This window comes from Bradyrhizobium archetypum, from assembly GCF_013114835.1.
Classification (GTDB): domain Bacteria; phylum Pseudomonadota; class Alphaproteobacteria; order Rhizobiales; family Xanthobacteraceae; genus Bradyrhizobium; species Bradyrhizobium archetypum.
The window spans coordinates 580015-596465 of the sequence record NZ_JAAVLW010000002.1 but is presented as its reverse complement, the minus strand read 5'-3'; the positions used below and the strand labels follow the sequence as shown (position 1 = coordinate 596465).

The 16451-nt window shown below is 55.3% G+C and carries 18 protein-coding genes and 2 pseudogenes; 8 read left to right on the top strand and 12 right to left on the bottom strand.

All coding sequences use genetic code 11. From position 1 onward, the window contains the following. Nucleotides 1–6 precede the first annotated feature (6 nt). From HCN50_RS07250 to HCN50_RS34205, 5 genes are all read right to left on the bottom strand, one after another. The gene (locus HCN50_RS07250; RefSeq protein ID WP_171708926.1) at nucleotides 7–795 is read right to left on the bottom strand and encodes a hypothetical protein; all 789 of its coding nucleotides are present in this window, start codon (nucleotides 793–795) and stop codon (nucleotides 7–9) included. Between the two features lie 196 nt (nucleotides 796–991). Further along, the gene (locus tag HCN50_RS07245; RefSeq protein ID WP_171708925.1) at nucleotides 992–1336 is read right to left on the bottom strand and encodes a hypothetical protein; all 345 of its coding nucleotides are present in this window, start codon (nucleotides 1334–1336) and stop codon (nucleotides 992–994) included. 26 nt (nucleotides 1337–1362) lie between these two features. Beyond that, a complete protein-coding gene (locus tag HCN50_RS07240) occupies nucleotides 1363–1887 on the bottom strand; it encodes a thermonuclease family protein (RefSeq protein WP_171708924.1) in 525 nt (174 codons plus the stop codon). Then, entirely contained in the window at nucleotides 1878–2147 is a 270-nt protein-coding gene (locus tag HCN50_RS07235) for a hypothetical protein (RefSeq protein WP_171708923.1), read from the bottom strand. Before HCN50_RS07235 ends, HCN50_RS07240 begins: the two co-directional genes overlap by 10 nt. A gap of 32 nt (nucleotides 2148–2179) precedes the next feature. Then, nucleotides 2180–2311, bottom strand: coding sequence for a hypothetical protein (locus HCN50_RS34205; RefSeq protein WP_283812054.1), 132 nt, complete (start codon nucleotides 2309–2311; stop codon nucleotides 2180–2182). 87 nt (nucleotides 2312–2398) lie between these two features. On the opposite strand from HCN50_RS34205, the gene HCN50_RS07230 reads away from it, so the two are divergent. Together HCN50_RS07230 and HCN50_RS07225 are read left to right on the top strand one after the other, a co-directional pair. After that, nucleotides 2399–2617 carry a hypothetical protein gene (locus HCN50_RS07230; RefSeq protein WP_171708922.1) on the top strand — a complete coding sequence of 73 codons (219 nt, stop codon included), beginning with the start codon at nucleotides 2399–2401 and terminating at the stop codon, nucleotides 2615–2617. 15 nt (nucleotides 2618–2632) lie between these two features. Further along, nucleotides 2633–2854 (top strand): hypothetical protein, encoded by a 222-nt coding sequence (locus HCN50_RS07225; protein ID WP_171708921.1) that lies wholly within the window; start codon nucleotides 2633–2635, stop codon nucleotides 2852–2854. 903 nt (nucleotides 2855–3757) lie between these two features. Here the strand turns inward: HCN50_RS07225 and HCN50_RS07220 are convergent. From HCN50_RS07220 to HCN50_RS07210, 3 genes are all read right to left on the bottom strand, one after another. Further along, nucleotides 3758–4018, bottom strand: a complete 261-nt coding sequence (locus HCN50_RS07220) for a hypothetical protein (protein WP_171708920.1) — start codon at nucleotides 4016–4018, stop codon at nucleotides 3758–3760. Nucleotides 4019–4287: 269 nt separating this feature from the next. Next, entirely contained in the window at nucleotides 4288–4614 is a 327-nt protein-coding gene (locus tag HCN50_RS07215) for a hypothetical protein (protein ID WP_171708919.1), read from the bottom strand. A gap of 660 nt (nucleotides 4615–5274) precedes the next feature. After that, nucleotides 5275–6114: a DUF5655 domain-containing protein gene (locus HCN50_RS07210; protein WP_171708918.1), complete on the bottom strand. Its 840-nt coding sequence runs from the start codon at nucleotides 6112–6114 to the stop codon at nucleotides 5275–5277. A 1049-nt stretch (nucleotides 6115–7163) separates the two neighbouring features. On the opposite strand from HCN50_RS07210, the gene HCN50_RS07205 reads away from it, so the two are divergent. The 5 genes and pseudogenes from HCN50_RS07205 to HCN50_RS07190 all read left to right on the top strand — a co-directional run bounded on the left by HCN50_RS07205 (nucleotide 7164) and on the right by HCN50_RS07190 (nucleotide 10469). Then, nucleotides 7164–8114 (top strand): Y4kA family protein, encoded by a 951-nt coding sequence (locus HCN50_RS07205; protein WP_171708917.1) that lies wholly within the window; start codon nucleotides 7164–7166, stop codon nucleotides 8112–8114. Between the two features lie 20 nt (nucleotides 8115–8134). Continuing rightward, nucleotides 8135–8371 carry a hypothetical protein gene (locus HCN50_RS07200; RefSeq protein WP_171708916.1) on the top strand — a complete coding sequence of 79 codons (237 nt, stop codon included), beginning with the start codon at nucleotides 8135–8137 and terminating at the stop codon, nucleotides 8369–8371. A gap of 54 nt (nucleotides 8372–8425) precedes the next feature. Further along, nucleotides 8426–8857, top strand: a pseudogene (locus tag HCN50_RS07195) (SOS response-associated peptidase family protein); the annotation flags it as partial. A gap of 294 nt (nucleotides 8858–9151) precedes the next feature. Continuing rightward, a pseudogene (locus tag HCN50_RS34995) lies at nucleotides 9152–9217 on the top strand (hypothetical protein); the annotation flags it as partial. A 49-nt stretch (nucleotides 9218–9266) separates the two neighbouring features. Continuing rightward, complete coding sequence (locus tag HCN50_RS07190) at nucleotides 9267–10469, top strand: IS3 family transposase (protein ID WP_446471642.1); 1203 nt, start codon at nucleotides 9267–9269, stop codon at nucleotides 10467–10469. Between the two features lie 728 nt (nucleotides 10470–11197). Here the strand turns inward: HCN50_RS07190 and HCN50_RS07185 are convergent. The 4 genes from HCN50_RS07185 to HCN50_RS33040 form a co-directional block, all read right to left on the bottom strand. Continuing rightward, complete coding sequence (locus tag HCN50_RS07185; RefSeq protein ID WP_210264805.1) at nucleotides 11198–11491, bottom strand: ATP-binding cassette domain-containing protein; 294 nt, start codon at nucleotides 11489–11491, stop codon at nucleotides 11198–11200. A gap of 1813 nt (nucleotides 11492–13304) precedes the next feature. Next, a complete protein-coding gene (locus tag HCN50_RS07180) occupies nucleotides 13305–14660 on the bottom strand; it encodes a hypothetical protein (protein ID WP_171708915.1) in 1356 nt (451 codons plus the stop codon). A gap of 37 nt (nucleotides 14661–14697) precedes the next feature. Continuing rightward, a complete protein-coding gene (locus HCN50_RS07175) occupies nucleotides 14698–15054 on the bottom strand; it encodes a hypothetical protein (RefSeq protein WP_171708914.1) in 357 nt (118 codons plus the stop codon). After that, entirely contained in the window at nucleotides 15051–15620 is a 570-nt protein-coding gene (locus HCN50_RS33040) for a hypothetical protein (RefSeq protein ID WP_210264804.1), read from the bottom strand. The genes HCN50_RS07175 and HCN50_RS33040 overlap by 4 nt, the downstream gene beginning before the upstream one ends. Nucleotides 15621–15750: 130 nt before the next feature. On the opposite strand from HCN50_RS33040, the gene HCN50_RS07165 reads away from it, so the two are divergent. Further along, nucleotides 15751–16449 carry a multiubiquitin domain-containing protein gene (locus HCN50_RS07165; RefSeq protein WP_210264803.1) on the top strand — a complete coding sequence of 233 codons (699 nt, stop codon included), beginning with the start codon at nucleotides 15751–15753 and terminating at the stop codon, nucleotides 16447–16449. Nucleotides 16450–16451: the final 2 nt, after the last annotated feature.

Here is a 16451-nt window from a genome sequence, read left to right as displayed (position 1 = left end):
CAGCGACTAGAACCCAAACTTTATGTAATCGCATCGAGCGTAGATGTCGCGTGATTGCCAAACGAACCTATATTCGCCTTGCTCGATCATATCGGAGCACTTCATGTTCCCCAACATACTGGCAGAAGGGATAGTGACGACCTTTTTCTGAACGTAGTTGTAGAAGGTTGGGTACTTCGCGTCCGGCTCCAGGCGCGCAACGGTCACTACCCCACAATGGCCATCAGGACCGTTGTTAGAGGCCCACGTTTGCGAACCAGACACGCGCTTAAACTGCAATGCAAAATTGTTTGTACCGACGATACAGGTTCGCGATTCTCTGTCGAAGTTCAGCGTAGTCAGCTTCACCATCGCCTGCTCGCTCGGATTCTTGCAGAACTCTATCACTGCGGAGACCGACTTAAGCAAGTCTTGCTTTGCCGGTGGCTCCATGGCGCTGAGCTGGGTATAGCCCTCATCGCCGGGTTTCGGATTCTTTATCTTCTCAACGGTCTGCTCCCACTGTGCGCACTCTTCGGCCTTCAATGGCTTCTCCGTTTTGAGTTGAGCAACAGACTTCGCGATCTCTTCCTGTAGCTTCTTGCCTCCACTTTCGCGACGCACGGAGGCCTGCGTCATATTGCAGTTCAAGGTGCCATCGGTTTGAAGATGACACTCGTAGTGTAGGCTGGACCATTCGGACGTGTTGTAGATAATGCCTGTCGTTGGGCGGTTCTGCGCATGCGCAAATACGGGCAGCAGCACTGATACAACCACCCAGCAAACCAATTTGCCAATCAGATTGAAGCCCCGCATCATTGCCCCCTAAGACTTACTCTCAACCCTCCGCTAGCGCAGCGGCATCATTGAAGAAAGGAGTCGACTAAAAACATTGTTATGACGGCCCCAACTAAGAAGTAGAAGCCACTCGACACTAACGACGCACTGCTTCGCGGCATCCTTGCGCTAATGAAAGACGTGACCCCATCGTCCGCTACATTCAGGTCCTGCATCAGTGCTTTTCGAAGCGCTCCCCGTAATCCACGGCCGCTATCAGCATTTTGTAATAGTAGCGCCTATCCAAGAACCAAAGCGCCAATAACAGGACGAAACTCACCATCATCAAAATGGTTGGCAGACCGACAGGTGAGATCAGGTCAAAGGGAACCGAAAATTTGGTATTCTCTCTTGCTGCTACTGCCGCAGCCGCGAACAGTGTAGCAATGGCGGTAAGGCCAAGCCAGCGCGTGCGGATGCACATGTCATTGAAGTGCATTTGTATGGACGCGATTTGCTTCCAGTATTCAACACGACCTCGCAGCCTCTCACTCGACAATTTATCGTCCAAACCCGTCAACCGGTCCCCTGCTCGTCCGCAACACTTTATGGGTGTGCGTTGGCGTCGTCCGAGCAGTCGCTCGGCTTTCCGCCCTGATTGACGCATGCCCTATAGAACCAAGGAGCAACGTAGCTTCCCGCCCATACGCCGCGCCCGATATGATTCGCCTTGCGCTGCGCCTTTTCGTACTTCCCCTTAGAGTATTTCGGCCAATCAAACGCAAGCCCACTGTCCACTAGCCATTCGGCCAAATCGACGCCATCAACTGAGCACTTTGCCACTGTGCGCCCATAGGCGTCCAGGCTGACAGGCGTACAGCTAACCGGCCGCCGAGCTATGAAGGCGTCCAGCTCATTGGCTGCCTTCGTTCCGCAACGATAAGGCAGGCTGTCCTCACCCCGGCAGAGCTGCGAGCTTTCGGGGGCATCGATGCCCCACAACCGAATGCGCGTGCCGTGAATTTCGAGCGTGTCGCCATCAATGACGCTCACCTGACCGCTTAAGTCATCAGCGAAGGCGACAGTGCAAAATGCCATGAGAATCAGCAGAGCGCTGCTGCTTAATTGCATTTTAGGTGACCTCCAACAATCGCCCTGCATCTCTCAACGATGGAGGTCACGTCACTTTCATCTACGTAGTCCTGACTCTGAGCTACACCTTCCGCGATATTCTCTACCGCTTTCTTGAACTCACGGTCTTTTTGTAGCTCCTTTGCGACATAGACGGGGCGGGCGGGAGCTACAATCTGGCGAACCAACATCGCGGCGTTTGCCAGCGTAACGAAGACCGCCACGGCCAAAACCGCCATGATCCATTTTGAAGTTTCCACCGTCACCCCTCAATTCAATTAAGCCTCGCCTTTCATTTCCGCTGCTCTGCCTCAGCTTTCTTTAGCTCGGCATCGGCATCTTTCCACTCCTTGGAACCAGGACGCATCTTGTCTCTGGCTTCGCGCCACGCTTGAACGCTTGATTGGTGCGCCTGATCTGTCATCGCCTGCCTCCTTCGAGCCCTTTCGGCAATCTTGACTCGTTTAGAACGAAATGCGAACATTTCCTAGCCCGCTGTTTGGATTTCCCCATGTCTGAAGCTGTCGCTCCCAACCTGCAAACCAAAAACGCGCAGGCATTGGAAGCGGCTGCCGATCAGGCAATAGCAGCTTGCGGGGGTGACGCGCGCGAGGCCGTGAAGGCGCTGTTGATTGCGAATGAATTTCTAGAACAGGAGATGGAAGCGCAGGTTTCGCGCGGGTATATTCGCGGCGTGAGGCACGGGCGATTCAACACGTATTCGGGCTAAGTGCGGAAGCTACAAATGGTGAAGTGGGTCTATAGAACGCGCGCTGGACAGGCTCAAATTGTACCGACACCAAAAGGTTATGCTCTGGTGTTCGATGGCGAGCCATTAGGGCACTATGCCTCACCAGCTTCGGCGGCGGAGGAACTGGCTAACGGTACGTGCCATTGGCCCTCTGCGGGCAATCCCTCCGACATGGGCATTCCCGAAGAACTCGATGAATGGATTCGGGTCGGGTAGGCAGAAGCGGCTTTGAAAGCAATATCGTTAAGCGCCGCTGATGGAAACGGATTCAAGCCGCCCTGTTTTGCCCAATTGAAGCGATACCAGGAAAAATTCCATCTGCGAGATGAGCTGCCACACCCCATAAGCACGTTCAATCATTCATGGTCGGAAGTCATATCCGCTTTTGACACGTGCTTCCGGGGTATAGAAGCTGTGCGCAACGCAGTTCCTTCGCCCAACGGAGTCCCACCGAAAACTGCAAGTGATCGCCAAACAGCGCTGATGGAGGCAACGCGAAATCTGTATTATCGAGCGACAGAGTTCGTCGAAAATGTCGACGATTGCACGTCGAAGAGCCTTAGCGCCGATCCGAAACGGCCTATAAAGATTTCGGGTGCGAGCGCGCTGCGGAAAAGGGTCTCCATCCCATGCAACAAACTCAAGCACAACCACAACCGGATTCACTACGTTGAAGCCGCGTTAGTTGCCTTTGTAGTCCCTGGATTTGCGATCTACCAGGTGAGAGGTGCTGCGATTGAGCCGAATCCAGAAATCCATAAAAAGCGCCAAGCGTTCTCGTTCAGTGTCGAACTCCGTCGAATTTTTGCATCGCTTTACCTATATGCATCTGAAGTTGGACAAAACATCTCGCGAGTGTGCGGCGCCTTCGATGGGAGCCGAGTGGCAGAAGACCCTGACGCTCGAACAATCGAGGTTATAAACAGGTTGGTCGCCTTTCCCCCGTTTTGTTTCCCGAACGAATCGTCCCGGCTGATGCCGTCAATTTCGTTCGACGGTCAAACTCTCGATATATCGGATGAGGGTGGCATTGCTTTCCCCGCTCCGCCGGGCTCTCGAATTATGTCGATGTACGTAGGTGACGGCTACACCAGGACCTTTAGCGTACCGTTTGGGTATTCAGCTAGGTAGATTGGTGGGAGCGGCCTTCGAGGCTTCGATGAAGGCGCGCCCCACGTCGCCCAGTTCAGGACTAAACTCAACTGCTAGCCGTCCGTCTTCCTTTCGACGGACGGCAACAAGGTGGCGACGATCTTCATCGAGCGCAGCGGCAAGCTTCTCTTGCATCTGTTCAGGAGATAGTCCCCAGCCCCACACATGCCGAGTGACTACCAGCTCCATGAGACGATTTGGGTCGTCGCGTATAGGTTTGTCGGTCAAGCGGTGCTCTCGCGTCCGTGAATCACCGTGCGTTCGATCTGCCACGAAAACTCTCTCAGCCACATAAATACGGCTGAGAGACTGTATGGAATTTCGGCTTCAGGATCGCCCGGCCGATCCGAGCTTTCGATCAGAACGAACTTGCCGTCTGGGCGTCTAACCAAGCGATCTACACATGGGTAATCGGTCGACGTGGACGGGCAAAACCCCATGTAACGACGCGTTGCGATTGTTCGCGAAGGTGGGTGAGATGACAAAGATTCTTACTCTCACAGTCCTGACAGAATTTCGGCCTTTGCGTATCGCTCCGACAGCTCCCGCGCTCGCTGTTTTCCCAGGCACCGCTTTAGATACTCCTGTCCGCAGTACTTCACTAACGTTTGGACCGCGATAGGCGGAATGTACCTCTTGCTTGATGCCGCCCAGGCAAGCGCTGGTAGAATGATGTCCGGCAACGAGTCGACGAGCACTAAGGTCTTCAGGCTGTCTTCACACTTGCGCAGGCGCATCAGCGCAGGAATGAGAACGTCAATCGGTGCCTCATAGGTCGCGCCCTCCCTCGGGGCGTATTGAATGCGGTCCGGCAGTCCTTGCATGTTACAGGTCCACAGTCCGAGGCGACCCAACACCGTCTGCCTTCTCGCCTGTTATTGAATGCGACGATGCGGGCAAAAGGGCTGCTCATTCTGCTGAGTGTCACGGCGCTAGGGGCTTACACTGTAGGCCGCCACAGCAGTCCCGTGAATAATGCACCAGTTGCGGCGGCCACGCAGCCGCAGCCTCACGTGGCCAAGCCCGTTGCTTTCGCAAGCCCTGCATCACCTCCTATCGCAGCGGCCGCGACCTCAAACGCTACTAGCAATCCGGTCTCCGGCGTCAGAGCCCAACCCGAGAAGGTCGCGACCGCCCACGCCCCCGAAAAGCCCGCACCGCCTGAGATCAAGCGCAAGGCCGAGATCGTACTGACTGCCGCGGCTATAGCTGCGATCCTGATCAAGGCAAGTCGGGACCAATATCACGCAACTGGCAGACCGTGCGCTTGTCCTGGCGACACCATGCGCAACGGCAGAGCGTGCGGTTCGCGGAGCGCCTATTCTCGACCGGGCGGCGCGGCACCGCTCTGCTACGCCCATGACGTTACACCTGCGATGATAGATACTTATCGAAAGACCGCTTCAGCTCAGCGCTGAGGGACGCGCCTGAACCCGTGGGGATAAGGGGATCTGACTTCAGTTGGAATGGACGTCCATCAGTGGTCAACCACCTTCGGCCACTTTCTTGTAAACCGTATCAGTGATTTGCATTGCTTGGTCGAACGTTGAGGGCGTCAGATGAAAGTAACCCCAGCCTCCCGACATCTCCACGAAGCCAGGAGTGCGAGCCTCTTCGGAGGTCAGCCTGAAGTCGAGCCGTATCCACTCCCGTTTAGGAAAAACGGCCACAAAATTCTGTCTCTTGTACTGAAAACCGATATAGTTTTGCGGCTGATAGTTCACCGAGACATTCGGGAGCTTTTTCAAAGCATCCTCGTACTTAGCGTACAAGTTCGCCAGCTGTTCCGAGAGCTTCTTTAAATGCTGTTCCTTACTCTTTGGTGGCTGCGTCTCCTTTGTAGAAAGGGTACCAGCCGTGTCGATCTCAATTCTCGGAACAAGCAAGGTCTTGTCGGTATCTTCATGCATGGCATATGAGATCAACTGCACGTCGAATTCTAAACTACGAGCAGCTCTCTTTATGCGCTCGTCGAACGCAGCAGCAACAACGATGATGCGGATGTTTTCGGTGATAGGCTTTGTGTGGCCTAAGGTACGAACGGTCTTTTCCAACCATGATGAGCTTTCGCTACACCAAACTGCGTAGTCCATAGCTTGGATCAGAGCTTCATAAGAGGAGCCACCTTCGCGCTTGAACTCAACGATGACAGGGTTCCCCTCGTCGTCCAGAGCCAATGAGTCCATAATCCCTACGCTCGTCGCGATAAACGAGCCAACATGCTTAAGCCCGGGCTCGAGTTTGTCATAGTCCCTTTCAAATACTTCTTGTATCTCCTTCTCCAGTACGGTCCGCGAAGTAGACGAAAGTCCAATTAGTTGCATCGGCATTCTTCTCTTACGCCCCAAGTTATGACGTTTCCTGACCCTAACATCCGAAACATTAAGATGAGAGATGATATTGAGCAAGCCGAAGACAGAACGCGAGTGATCCGACGATGACGGCCGATGAAATTGGTTGTGCTGCCGCAGCAGACGCGAGCGGCACTTGCGTCAACGTTGAGAAACGCTGGGCTGTTTAGCAGGACGGCTTCTACCTGCCGCTCGGCAAAGATCGCTGTCCACTGAACAGCTTCAGACCAAACCGCTAGAGTGGTCCCGCCTGTATCAGCACCATGGACGCGGCAGCGTTGGACAGCTCGTAGCGCCGCACGTGAAAAGAACTGCCAAACCCTCGCGGACCAAGATCGATCCCACACATCCACACCGTTCACCTGCAGCGCGCCGTAGCGACGACCGAGTTTGCGACTGTTGGCGCCCTCTGTCCCCGGCGGACACGAGCAGGCAACCAGATGGAAGTCCGGGCGGCCATCGCTGACGAGTTCGCGAAGTGGCCGTTTTCGCTGCCACACCCTTTTGACGTTCGGTCTCGCACCGCGCCCGGCGGGCGCAGCCGCGTGGACTACCGGTTTCGCTGGTGCGAAGCGGGTGCCGCAGCGTGTTCACCGGCAATCTTGGTCGCGACTTGAGCAGCAGCGAACCCGATGAAAACGCACACAGCTATCAACCGCGAGAATAGAGAGGTTGCTAGATATCGCTCTGTATCCAAGGAAATCGCGCAGGCCCGCGCGGGGAGCACATCGTCTGACTGTCGAAAGTATGCTGTCCAAGCGGTTGAGACAAAAAGGTTTTTGGGGGTATCCGCTGTTATTCGCGAGGCGGACTTAGGCCGGACCGGACGTCACCTCCGCTAAGAGCCATGGGCATCGATTTGCGGGCTTGACGCTTTGCGATTGCTCTTCACAGCACTGCACTTATCCGAGAATTCGAGTGGTTGTTGCTGTCCGGATACAGACTCTCTGGTTGCACTCTGTAAACTGGTTGTCCTCCGTACTTTGCGCGGATTACCAATTAAGACTTTTAGGCACGCCTCCATGCGTCGTCTTTTTTTTGCTTTCTTAGTTTTTGCGCTAACCGGCGGCTGTTCAATTAGGCCGCTGCCTCAGGACGTTGCGGGCGCAAAGTATGACACGTGGGACATTGTTCGGCGCATCCGATGCGAGATGCGCGAAGCGATCATTACCTATATCGACCGCGCGCTAGTAGCCCGGAACCTCGGTCATATCCCGCCTTTCGGGCAGCGCCGACCCGGCTTGTTCAAGGAGATGTACGACCAGAGGGACAAGCTTGGCCCAGATATGAAAAAGGTAATCGAAAGGTATGATGGCGCGCTTATCACTTACGACTTCACCTTCGACATTACCGAGAACAACAATCTATTGGCCACCGCCAATGTTGGCAAAGCAATTACGCGCGGTACGTTCGGGATTAGCTTGACGGGAGAGAATAACCGGGAACGGCACAATACGCGGACTTTCCGAATATCCGATAACTTCATAAAGCTTGTTGTGGAAAAGGACGAACAGGATTTCTGCGTGAAGTGGGACATCCGAAAGCAGGATGTTTACGCAGCCAATTACATTTATCCAATCACAGGAAATCTCAACCTCGCCGAAATGACGGGAACATTCCTAGACTTGAATCAGTCCGGCAATTTGACCGGCAAAGACAATACTCCCCCCGCGCTCTCGGATAACATTCAGTTCGTAACACGGTTCTCGGGCAGTATTAATCCAGCTTTTGAGATCAGCCCGTTGGGATCGAACTTCGAAGTTGCGAGGGCCGGGATCACGGCAACGGGTATCCGCGAAGACAAACACTCCGTCATTATTGTGCTCACCCTTCCGCCCGAAAACACCAGTAAAGCCGTGGCGCGGAATAGCCAGATTGAAATCGCGGAGGAACATATCGCGCGTCAGCGCGTCATCAAACAGAACAGCGATCTAGGTGATATCGCGCGTGAACTGCGCGGCGTCGGGCGATAATTTGCAAGAGGAGACTTCCCATGCCTGTGAGCGCTGAGGACAAGGCTTTAAGAAACCATCCTGTTACCTCTGAACAGTTACTCCATGCAATGAAGGCGATCATCGAGTCGCAGATGGAGACCCGTTTTCTGAGGGAATTCGAAAAGGCGTTCGTGCTCGCGAGCGACAAGGACATCGCGGATTTACAAAAATTCATTAGTAGCCACGGCGACCCTAGTAATCTGTCGGTCCAGAGAGTAGGACGCGAGCGATGCTAGCGAGGTAAGAACGCCAACTTCGAATTGCAATTGGAGATATAACCTCAGCAAAGGCCGCATTGGCGGGGTTGGCTGAAGGCGGAAAGCCGTTGCCTAGTGCCGTTCAACAGCTTCGCTGAGTATTCGCCGGAGCCGAACCCAGAAACCAAAAAGAAGGACGTGGTCTGGTTCGCAATCAACGATGACCGGCCGCTGACCTGCTTCGCGGGCATCTGGACCGAGTTCAAGGGCTATCGTGGGACGAAGTCGAAGCCGGTGCCGGGACCGCACAATTTCTACGGCTTCTTGACCACGACGCCGAACGCGGTCGTTGAGCCGATCCATCCGACGGCCATGCCCGTCATCCTGAGAACCGATCATGAGCGTGATGTTTGGATGAGGGCGCTGTGGGACGAAGCGAAGGCGCTGCAGCGGCCGTTGCCGGACGATGCGCTGAAGATTGTCATGCGGGGAGCGGACAAGGAAGACGTCCCCAGCGCAGCATGAAACGCTTGCCTCAACCGATACGTATGATCGGGCAAAACGTTCTTCAGCTCTCCTTGCACTGCGCCTCACTTATCCAGTTGCCCCGAAATGGGTCCTCGTATTCGAGGTTTGAATCCTCTAGTCGAGAATGCCAGCAAGCCTAGCTTTGGCGTAGGTAAGAGTGATGTCTTCGAAGCAGCTAGGAAACCTCACAACGGCTGCTTCAAACGTATGGTCGAGCAATCCAAGTCGCTTATGAAGCTCCTCCGAATGAGTGGACACCTGTAGTAGGCTCATTGAGCCCGGAGGTGTCGAATGGAACGTCAACGTCGGTCGTTTACCGAAGAGTACAAGCGTCAAGCCGTCGAACTGGTGGTGTCGAGCCGTCGTTCGGTCACGTCGGTGGCCAAGGAGCTCGGCCTGCGCGACTCTGCGGCGCTGGGTCGACAAGTTCCGCCAGGAGCCGGCATCGGCGGCGTGGCGCCCCACCACGCAGGCGACGCCAATGTCGGCGGACCAGGCTTCGGAGATCGCCCGGCTGCGCCAGGAGAACCGAACGGCTGCGCATGGAGCGCGACATTTTAAAAAAGTCGATCGCGATCTTCGCCGGAACCCGGACATGAGCTTCCGCTTCATCGAGGACCACCGCGACGCCTATCCGGTACGATTGATGTGCGCCGTGCTCGAGGTCTCGCCGGCCGGCTACTATGCCTGGCGCGAGCGCCGAGCGAGCGAGCGGACAAAATCCAATGCCACGCTCTTGGCTGCGATCCGGCAGGCCTGTCGAGACAGCAGCGGACGCTGCGGCAGCCCCCGCGTCCATGCCGTCCTGCGGACGCAGGGCCGTGGCGCCAGCCGCGGCCGGATCGAGCGGATGATGCGCCGGCACGGTATCCGCGCCATCATGGCACTGCCGCGCCGTGTGCGCACCACCGATAGCCGTCACGACCTGCCGATCGCGCCGAACCTGATCGCACGCGACTTCACGGCCCCAGCCCCGAACCGGGTCTGGCTCGCCGATATCACCTACATCCCGACCGCGGAGGGTTGGCTGTATCTGGCGGCCGTCATGGATCTCTTCAGCCGAAAGATCGTTGGCTGGGCCATGCGGGATCATATGCAGGTCGAACTTGCATCCGCGGCGCTGACGATGGCCATCCAGCAGCAACGGCCGCAGGCCGGACTGATCCACCACTCCGATCGCGGCGTGCAGTATGCCTCACACGCCTATCGCGACGCTCTCTCGGGCGCCGGCATAACCGCTTCGATGAGCCGCAAGGCCGATTGCTACGACAATGCCCCGATGGAGAGCTTCTTCCATACGTTGAAGGCAGAGCTCATATCATTGCAACTACACCACGCGCGCCGAGGCCCAGCGCGATATCTTCGCCTTCATCGAGGGCTTCTACAACCGAACCCGCCTCCATTCCGCAATCGGATATATCGCCCCGATCGAGATGGAGCTAAAAGCTGCTTAACCTGTCCACTTTTTTCGGGGGAAGATCAGATCGTTAGTAGCGGGGAAGCGCTACCTAGCCTAGCCACACTACAAGAGCTGTTCGTTCTCAGCTGGATCAGCGAAGTTGTCCGAATGCGCGGTGAAGGAATGACGTTTGCCACCTCCCTCAACTGAGGCTCATCGTCAGCACTCACCTACTTCCCAGCCCTCAAAAAAGTGGTTGTGCTCATCTGACGACCGAGGCGGTGCACCCACAACGTCTGCTCACGTTGGCTGTGATGAGATTTTTCTTGATCTCCCGGTGCACACATCGTGCACACGCGGCCATCTACCTTATTGAAAAACCTAAACTCTCGCTCCAATCCACCATGGGCGCAACGGAGAGGCGTTACCGATATTCTTCATCGCCCCGTTATACTATTTCCGTGAAAATAGTATAGCCGCCGGGCGCGCGTGATCGCCAAAGCCGTCCGCAATGCGGCAATATCCTCCACAGGGAACTCCTAGCCATATGAGCCAACTCCTCAGAAATGTCGCTGGGCACATCGCCATTCGCGATGCATCTGGCATCACCGCCGCGCTTGACGTCATTATGGAGGAGCGGCAATCAAAAGGGCGGTGTCGATTAGTAGCGAAACGGATTTCGACACCCCCGGACTTCTTCTCAACCTGACCTAATTAGCGCGTAAGCAAATGCGTAAGCGCGCAAGGATTCTGGAACTACAATCCTATCGTTGCCCGATACCGCCAATTCCGAGCGAGATTCCCTGGCGAGCGCGCGCCGTAAATGCTCCGCGATTCCTCTGTCGCTGCACGTGCGCCAATGAACATTTTAAGGAGGGCCTGCCGTAGTAGGAATGAACCGGACTTCTGAGGCCAGCCAGCCCCCGACGCGTGAGGCGTCAGATCGCGTCGTCGACGATCAAATGTGGCTTGCCCTGCGAGCAGGATTCGACACGTGCCCTAATGCGAAAGGTTGCGGCAAGGTTTTCCGGCGTCAGGACGCCAGCCGCCGTGCCGAAATCGTGCAACGTTCCATTGTAAAGGATAGCGACCTTGTCGGCGAATTTCAGCGCGAGGTCGAGATGGTGCAGCGCGATCAGCACGAGCATGCCGTCGTCATGCGCAAGGCTGCGCACCTGCCGCATCGCTTCAAGCTGGCGATGCATGTCCAGCGCGCTGGTCGGCTCATCCAAGAGTAGCACCTGCGGTTCGCGCACGAGACATTGGGCAAGCCCACAGCGTCGAATTCGTAGCCGCCGAAAGCACCACGCAGTCCCACTAGGTGCTACGGCAGCCCAGTGGGGCATGGTCGCTCTTCTCGCGAGCGGACGCGGTCCTCCTGTTTCACCAGGAAAACGTCGTTCGCGTGGATCGAACTTGGGAGGTTCGTTGAACATATTTGCTTTATCTCCGCCCGGCAGCCACCTGCGGTCACTGTGCAGCGGCCTTCGCGTTCGGCATGGGGCGAGATGGCCACTCAGCTAGCTTCCGATCTCTGGCACACGAAACGTGAACCGGCCGTCGAAGAAGCTACCGCACCATCTCATGACACGAGCTAAACACTGTTACCCTGGAAACTGGCCAAATAGCGTTTGCAACGCAGACAACCGAAGCTTTAGCCCAGCAGCTTGCCGTTCGTGATGGCGGGCTATCAACACCCGCCGCTAGCAAGTGCCGACAACGGCTCCGTCGAACAGCAACGCAAACTCCGAGGGACCCACTGAGATCTTTGAAAGAGCGATCTCTCCCTGCATTCGGCGACGCCGGTCAATCCATTCAGCCCGCCTTGACAACGCTGGCTGCCATAGGATTTTCCTTGATCTCCCGGTGCACACGTCGCGCACACGCGACCTTCTATGTGACTGAAAGACTTGAACTCTCACTCCAATCCATCATGAGCCAATTTGAGCTAATTACAGCCCAGAAGATCGAGGCCGATCAAGGATGGTCCGTTTGCGCCATAAGCTGCCCGCGACAAAATCCGCCGCTCTCATTGCGGTCAACCCAAAGGCCGGTGACCACACGTCAACCCTTCAGGTGTCGATCTGGAACCCGAAACACACCTTTGATCATATCAGGATTGCAAACACAGATTTGGACATGCGTCTTCTCGAAAAACCCTGACGTTGGGTACACACGATCACCTTCAATGAATATGCCTCGAACCGAATCGACAGGATCCACGCCACTTTCCTTTCGAATGCGATGAAACATTTCAATTACAGCGCAGTCGAGGTTGCGCCGTAGCCCATCGCTGTGGTTGCGAGGCAATGCGAAGTTGGCCTTCTTTGATATCGACACCAGCTCATTGTAGGCTATCTTAAGCTGTGCGATACCCGCAGCCGTCGTTAGATCAAGGCAAAGCCCGAGATCGATAGCTGCCCCTACCACAGCGGGTTTGCGTATTCTCTTTCGCCCCCGCTTAGTAGATCGCAGCTCTTCGGCGAACTGTATCCCCCGGACTGGATTGGACTCCCAGAAGTAAATCCCGGGTCCCAACCAGTCGTATTTGTTCGTACTCTTCTTGAAGTCCGTGCCGCCGACTAATCTACCCGCCACGGAAGCGCCGCAACCGTGATAGCCCAGAACGAACGACGTCGCCAACGTGTGCACAGATCTCTACCGATACCGCTTCGTAAGCTTACCTGCTTTCGTGCTAATCCCCAAATCGATCAGCGTTTTGCGCGCGGCACCCTTCGTTAGCGTTGCTTTACCGCTGAACGTCTTGGCTGCCTTCGCAAACGTCTTTACGTCTGCGCCGCCACTCGACTTCCAACCTGACGCCTGGCCGCGCTTGGGCGAAGTTTTCTTTTCCATTCTGGACCCTTTCAACTCTGCAACCGCTTCCGAAATTCCCGCAAGAACTCGTGAGAGAAGTCGTGACCAGGCTCCTCATCTCGGCGCGCCGCTTCACGCGCAGATCTTAAATGGGGGTGATCGTGCAGTATCTTTTCCATTATAGCTTCTACCTGCGCTGCGACCTTACCGTTACCGCTCTCATCCGAATCAGGCATCCGTTGCTCCCTCTGAAACGTCGACCCGTTGCTCCTTAGATCTCTGGAAATTGCTGAAGTAGTGCGGATTGAGTTCTGGTTTGAAGTAGTGCTTGCGCTCGATCCAGATAAATCCGTCACCCTTAGAAATCACCGCTACATCGACTGGCCCACCAACAGTCTCTGGACCAAGCGACATTCGCTTTTGGAAAGAATTCAAATTCACGAGCGATTGAGCCACGTGCGCCAGCTCATCGATCGGCAGATTTATGATCGCCTGAAGGATCGGACCACGGTGACGTTCAATCCTTTGCTTCTCAAGTTCCCGAACAAACGCACCAATTGGCTCGGCCGCCGTCGGCAAAATGTGGTCTTTCCACTTCGACTTTTGCTCATCTGAGAGATCGGAGATCGCGTCAATCACCTCATTGGGTAGCCGAACGACGAGATTCACAAATTCCTCAATCATACGCAATTCGAACACCGAGTTTACCCCTCGCAAGAAGGTGTCCACCATCTCCGAATGCGCAAATGGCTTCACCAGCGAAGGAGTTTCAGCACTGATACGTTCGACTGCAGCCTTCCGATGCTTCAGCCGCCCCGAATAAACTTCTCCCAGCTCGTACATCTGCATTGCCGGGAAGTAGTCCTTTCGACCAAATCCGGCGACGACGAGACCAGAGTGGGACTCGATTAAAATGTCGTCCTTTGACACGAGCAAGATCGCGATCTCGCGCAGAGCGTTCGTTGCCTCGGAGCCGATGGAGGCGGAAAACTGCCCGAATACCTTTGCTATGGATTGCTGAATCTCTCCGGATAACTTTCCAGCCAATACTCTGCCGACATCTCCACCTTCGCCTAAGAAGCAAGTAGCATTCTTCTTCGAACGCCACTCCTCAAGAGATTCGAAGATCACGCGCTTCGCAATTTCTGTCAGCTCCACTTCACTAAACGAAGCTCCTCGCGGCATTCGAAGCACATGCTCTTCGATTTGTTGCGTGATGGCGGTGTTGATGCCTTCGTAGAGGGTCTCGACCAAGCCAATGTAGGAGCGATGCTGAGCTTCCTCCGGGAACAGATAGTCATTTTTGTCTAGGAAGGCGATCAGCGCCTCACCGTACTCCTCCAATCGATCGTACTCCTTGGTTCCTAGTTCCTGCCTGAACATTTTCAGGATGGTTTCCCACGGTATCCCAAGTAGCGAGGAGTTGTTGTACACCATCACTCCTACAGGGTGGTGCTTGGACAACATAAAGAGCTTGTTCGCGGAGTTGTAGACTTTGTTATCTCGGCCGTTAGTAACCGTCGCTGCACTGTCCGCGGCAAGCGCGACAGCCAAGCTGTTCATCACGACGACCTCGGAAGTCACTGCTCACGCTCCTTGCGAACGACGGTGTCGGAAAGAATTACTTCTTCTTCGAAGATGAGAAGAAGCCTCGCTGCACGAGCTTTCGCAGGAGAACCGAGACTTCCTGGTTGCTTAACCTCTTGCCGGCTCCATACGCCATTCGCACCTCGCGAGGCATGGTTGATGTATTTCTCATCAATATCTCGAGGAGCAGACGGCGATCACCCGCGTTTGACGGTATTGGCGTAACAAGCTTTTCTTGGTGGATCGCCAAACGCGTCTCTATCAAAGCACGGACCTTCTTAGCAGCCTCGCCCGCCCCTCTTCCCGACAGGATTTCGGCATCTTTGGCGGCCACAACACTACCTTCGACGCCAGACAAAATCCTATCTAGTTGCGCGTAGTTGTCGCTCAATTTCCTTGCTCCTCGAGTATCCTGGAGATTCGTCTCCGTATTCGCTTCTGGGCGCTCGCATAGCGTCTTGCATTCATGTCGCTGCGCCTTTGGATTTCTTCCGGACCGAGCGCATCTGCTAACCCCTTCAGAACGGCAAGCGCATCACTATCATCTTCGAACGCACGAAAAATGCCTGTTAACATGCTGCGAGCAATTACCTCCCTTTCGGGACCGGGACGCTGATCGTGTACATCGATTTCGGAGTCCATATCGGGACCGATCGGCGTCACGCTCACATTAACCTTTTGCCTCCCCTCTCGCCAAATATCACCAGAGATGCTTCGTATTGTCCCGCACATAAACTCAACCATGGATATCGATCGAGGCCATTTCCGCAATCCACTCAGCGCTCGATCAATAGCTTCATGCAAGAGATCTTCCCATTCCCAACCTGGAAGCCCTGCTGAACGCAACCGCGCAAATCGCTCAAGCCGCACCCTATCGGCACTAGTCATCGTGCGTAGGGCATCTGCAACCTCCGCTGGTGTAGCCGTCTCGTCTGGATCACGTCGCGTCTTGCTCATGAGTCTTTGTACTATGCGGGCGAGCGTTCGCCTCTCGGACGCGAACAACAAAAAATTATTTCCTTGTCCGAGACACCGAGGCTGAGCCGCAAACGGCAGTGAAGCCCCCCAATCCATCGGAGTTTTCGCAATGTCACCAGACGACCCCTCCCAGAGAGTTGCGCAAGATACTGATTCTAAAAGGGAAAAGCCAGAGATCTACAAGGTTCAGATCGATAAATCGGTATTTGAACTCAATAATCCCACGCCCACCGGTCGCGACCTGTTGAAGCTCGCCGGAAAAGCTCCTGCCGAGCAGTTTGCCATCTACGAAAAAACGCAGGGAGGTGGACAGCCGATCCGAATCGGGCTCGACCAACACGTCGATCTTCGTAAGCCAGGTGTCGAGCGTTTCGTCACGCTTCCTCTCGACCAGACTGAAGGCCTCGCATCGCGTCGGCAATTTTCGCTTCCCACCGACGATGCGGCTTGGCTCGAAAACTCCGGCCTAGAATACGAACTGGTATCGGAGGGCGGCGTCCTGCGGGTCGTCATCTACGACCTTCCGATTCCGCCTGGCTACCAGGTATCGAAGGTGGACGTAAATGTGAGAATCGAACCTGGTTATCCTGACGCGCAGATCGATATGGTCTACTTCCATCCAAGGCTCTGTCGAAACGATGGCCGTGCGATTGCTGCGATTTGTGACGACCCATTCGACGGTAAGACTTGGCAGCGTTGGAGTAGACATCGCACGCCCGCTAACCCCTGGCGACCAGGCATTGACAACATTTCCACCCATTTTGCTCTCGTCGAAAGTTGGCTCGCCCGTGAACTGAATAAGGCCTGAAC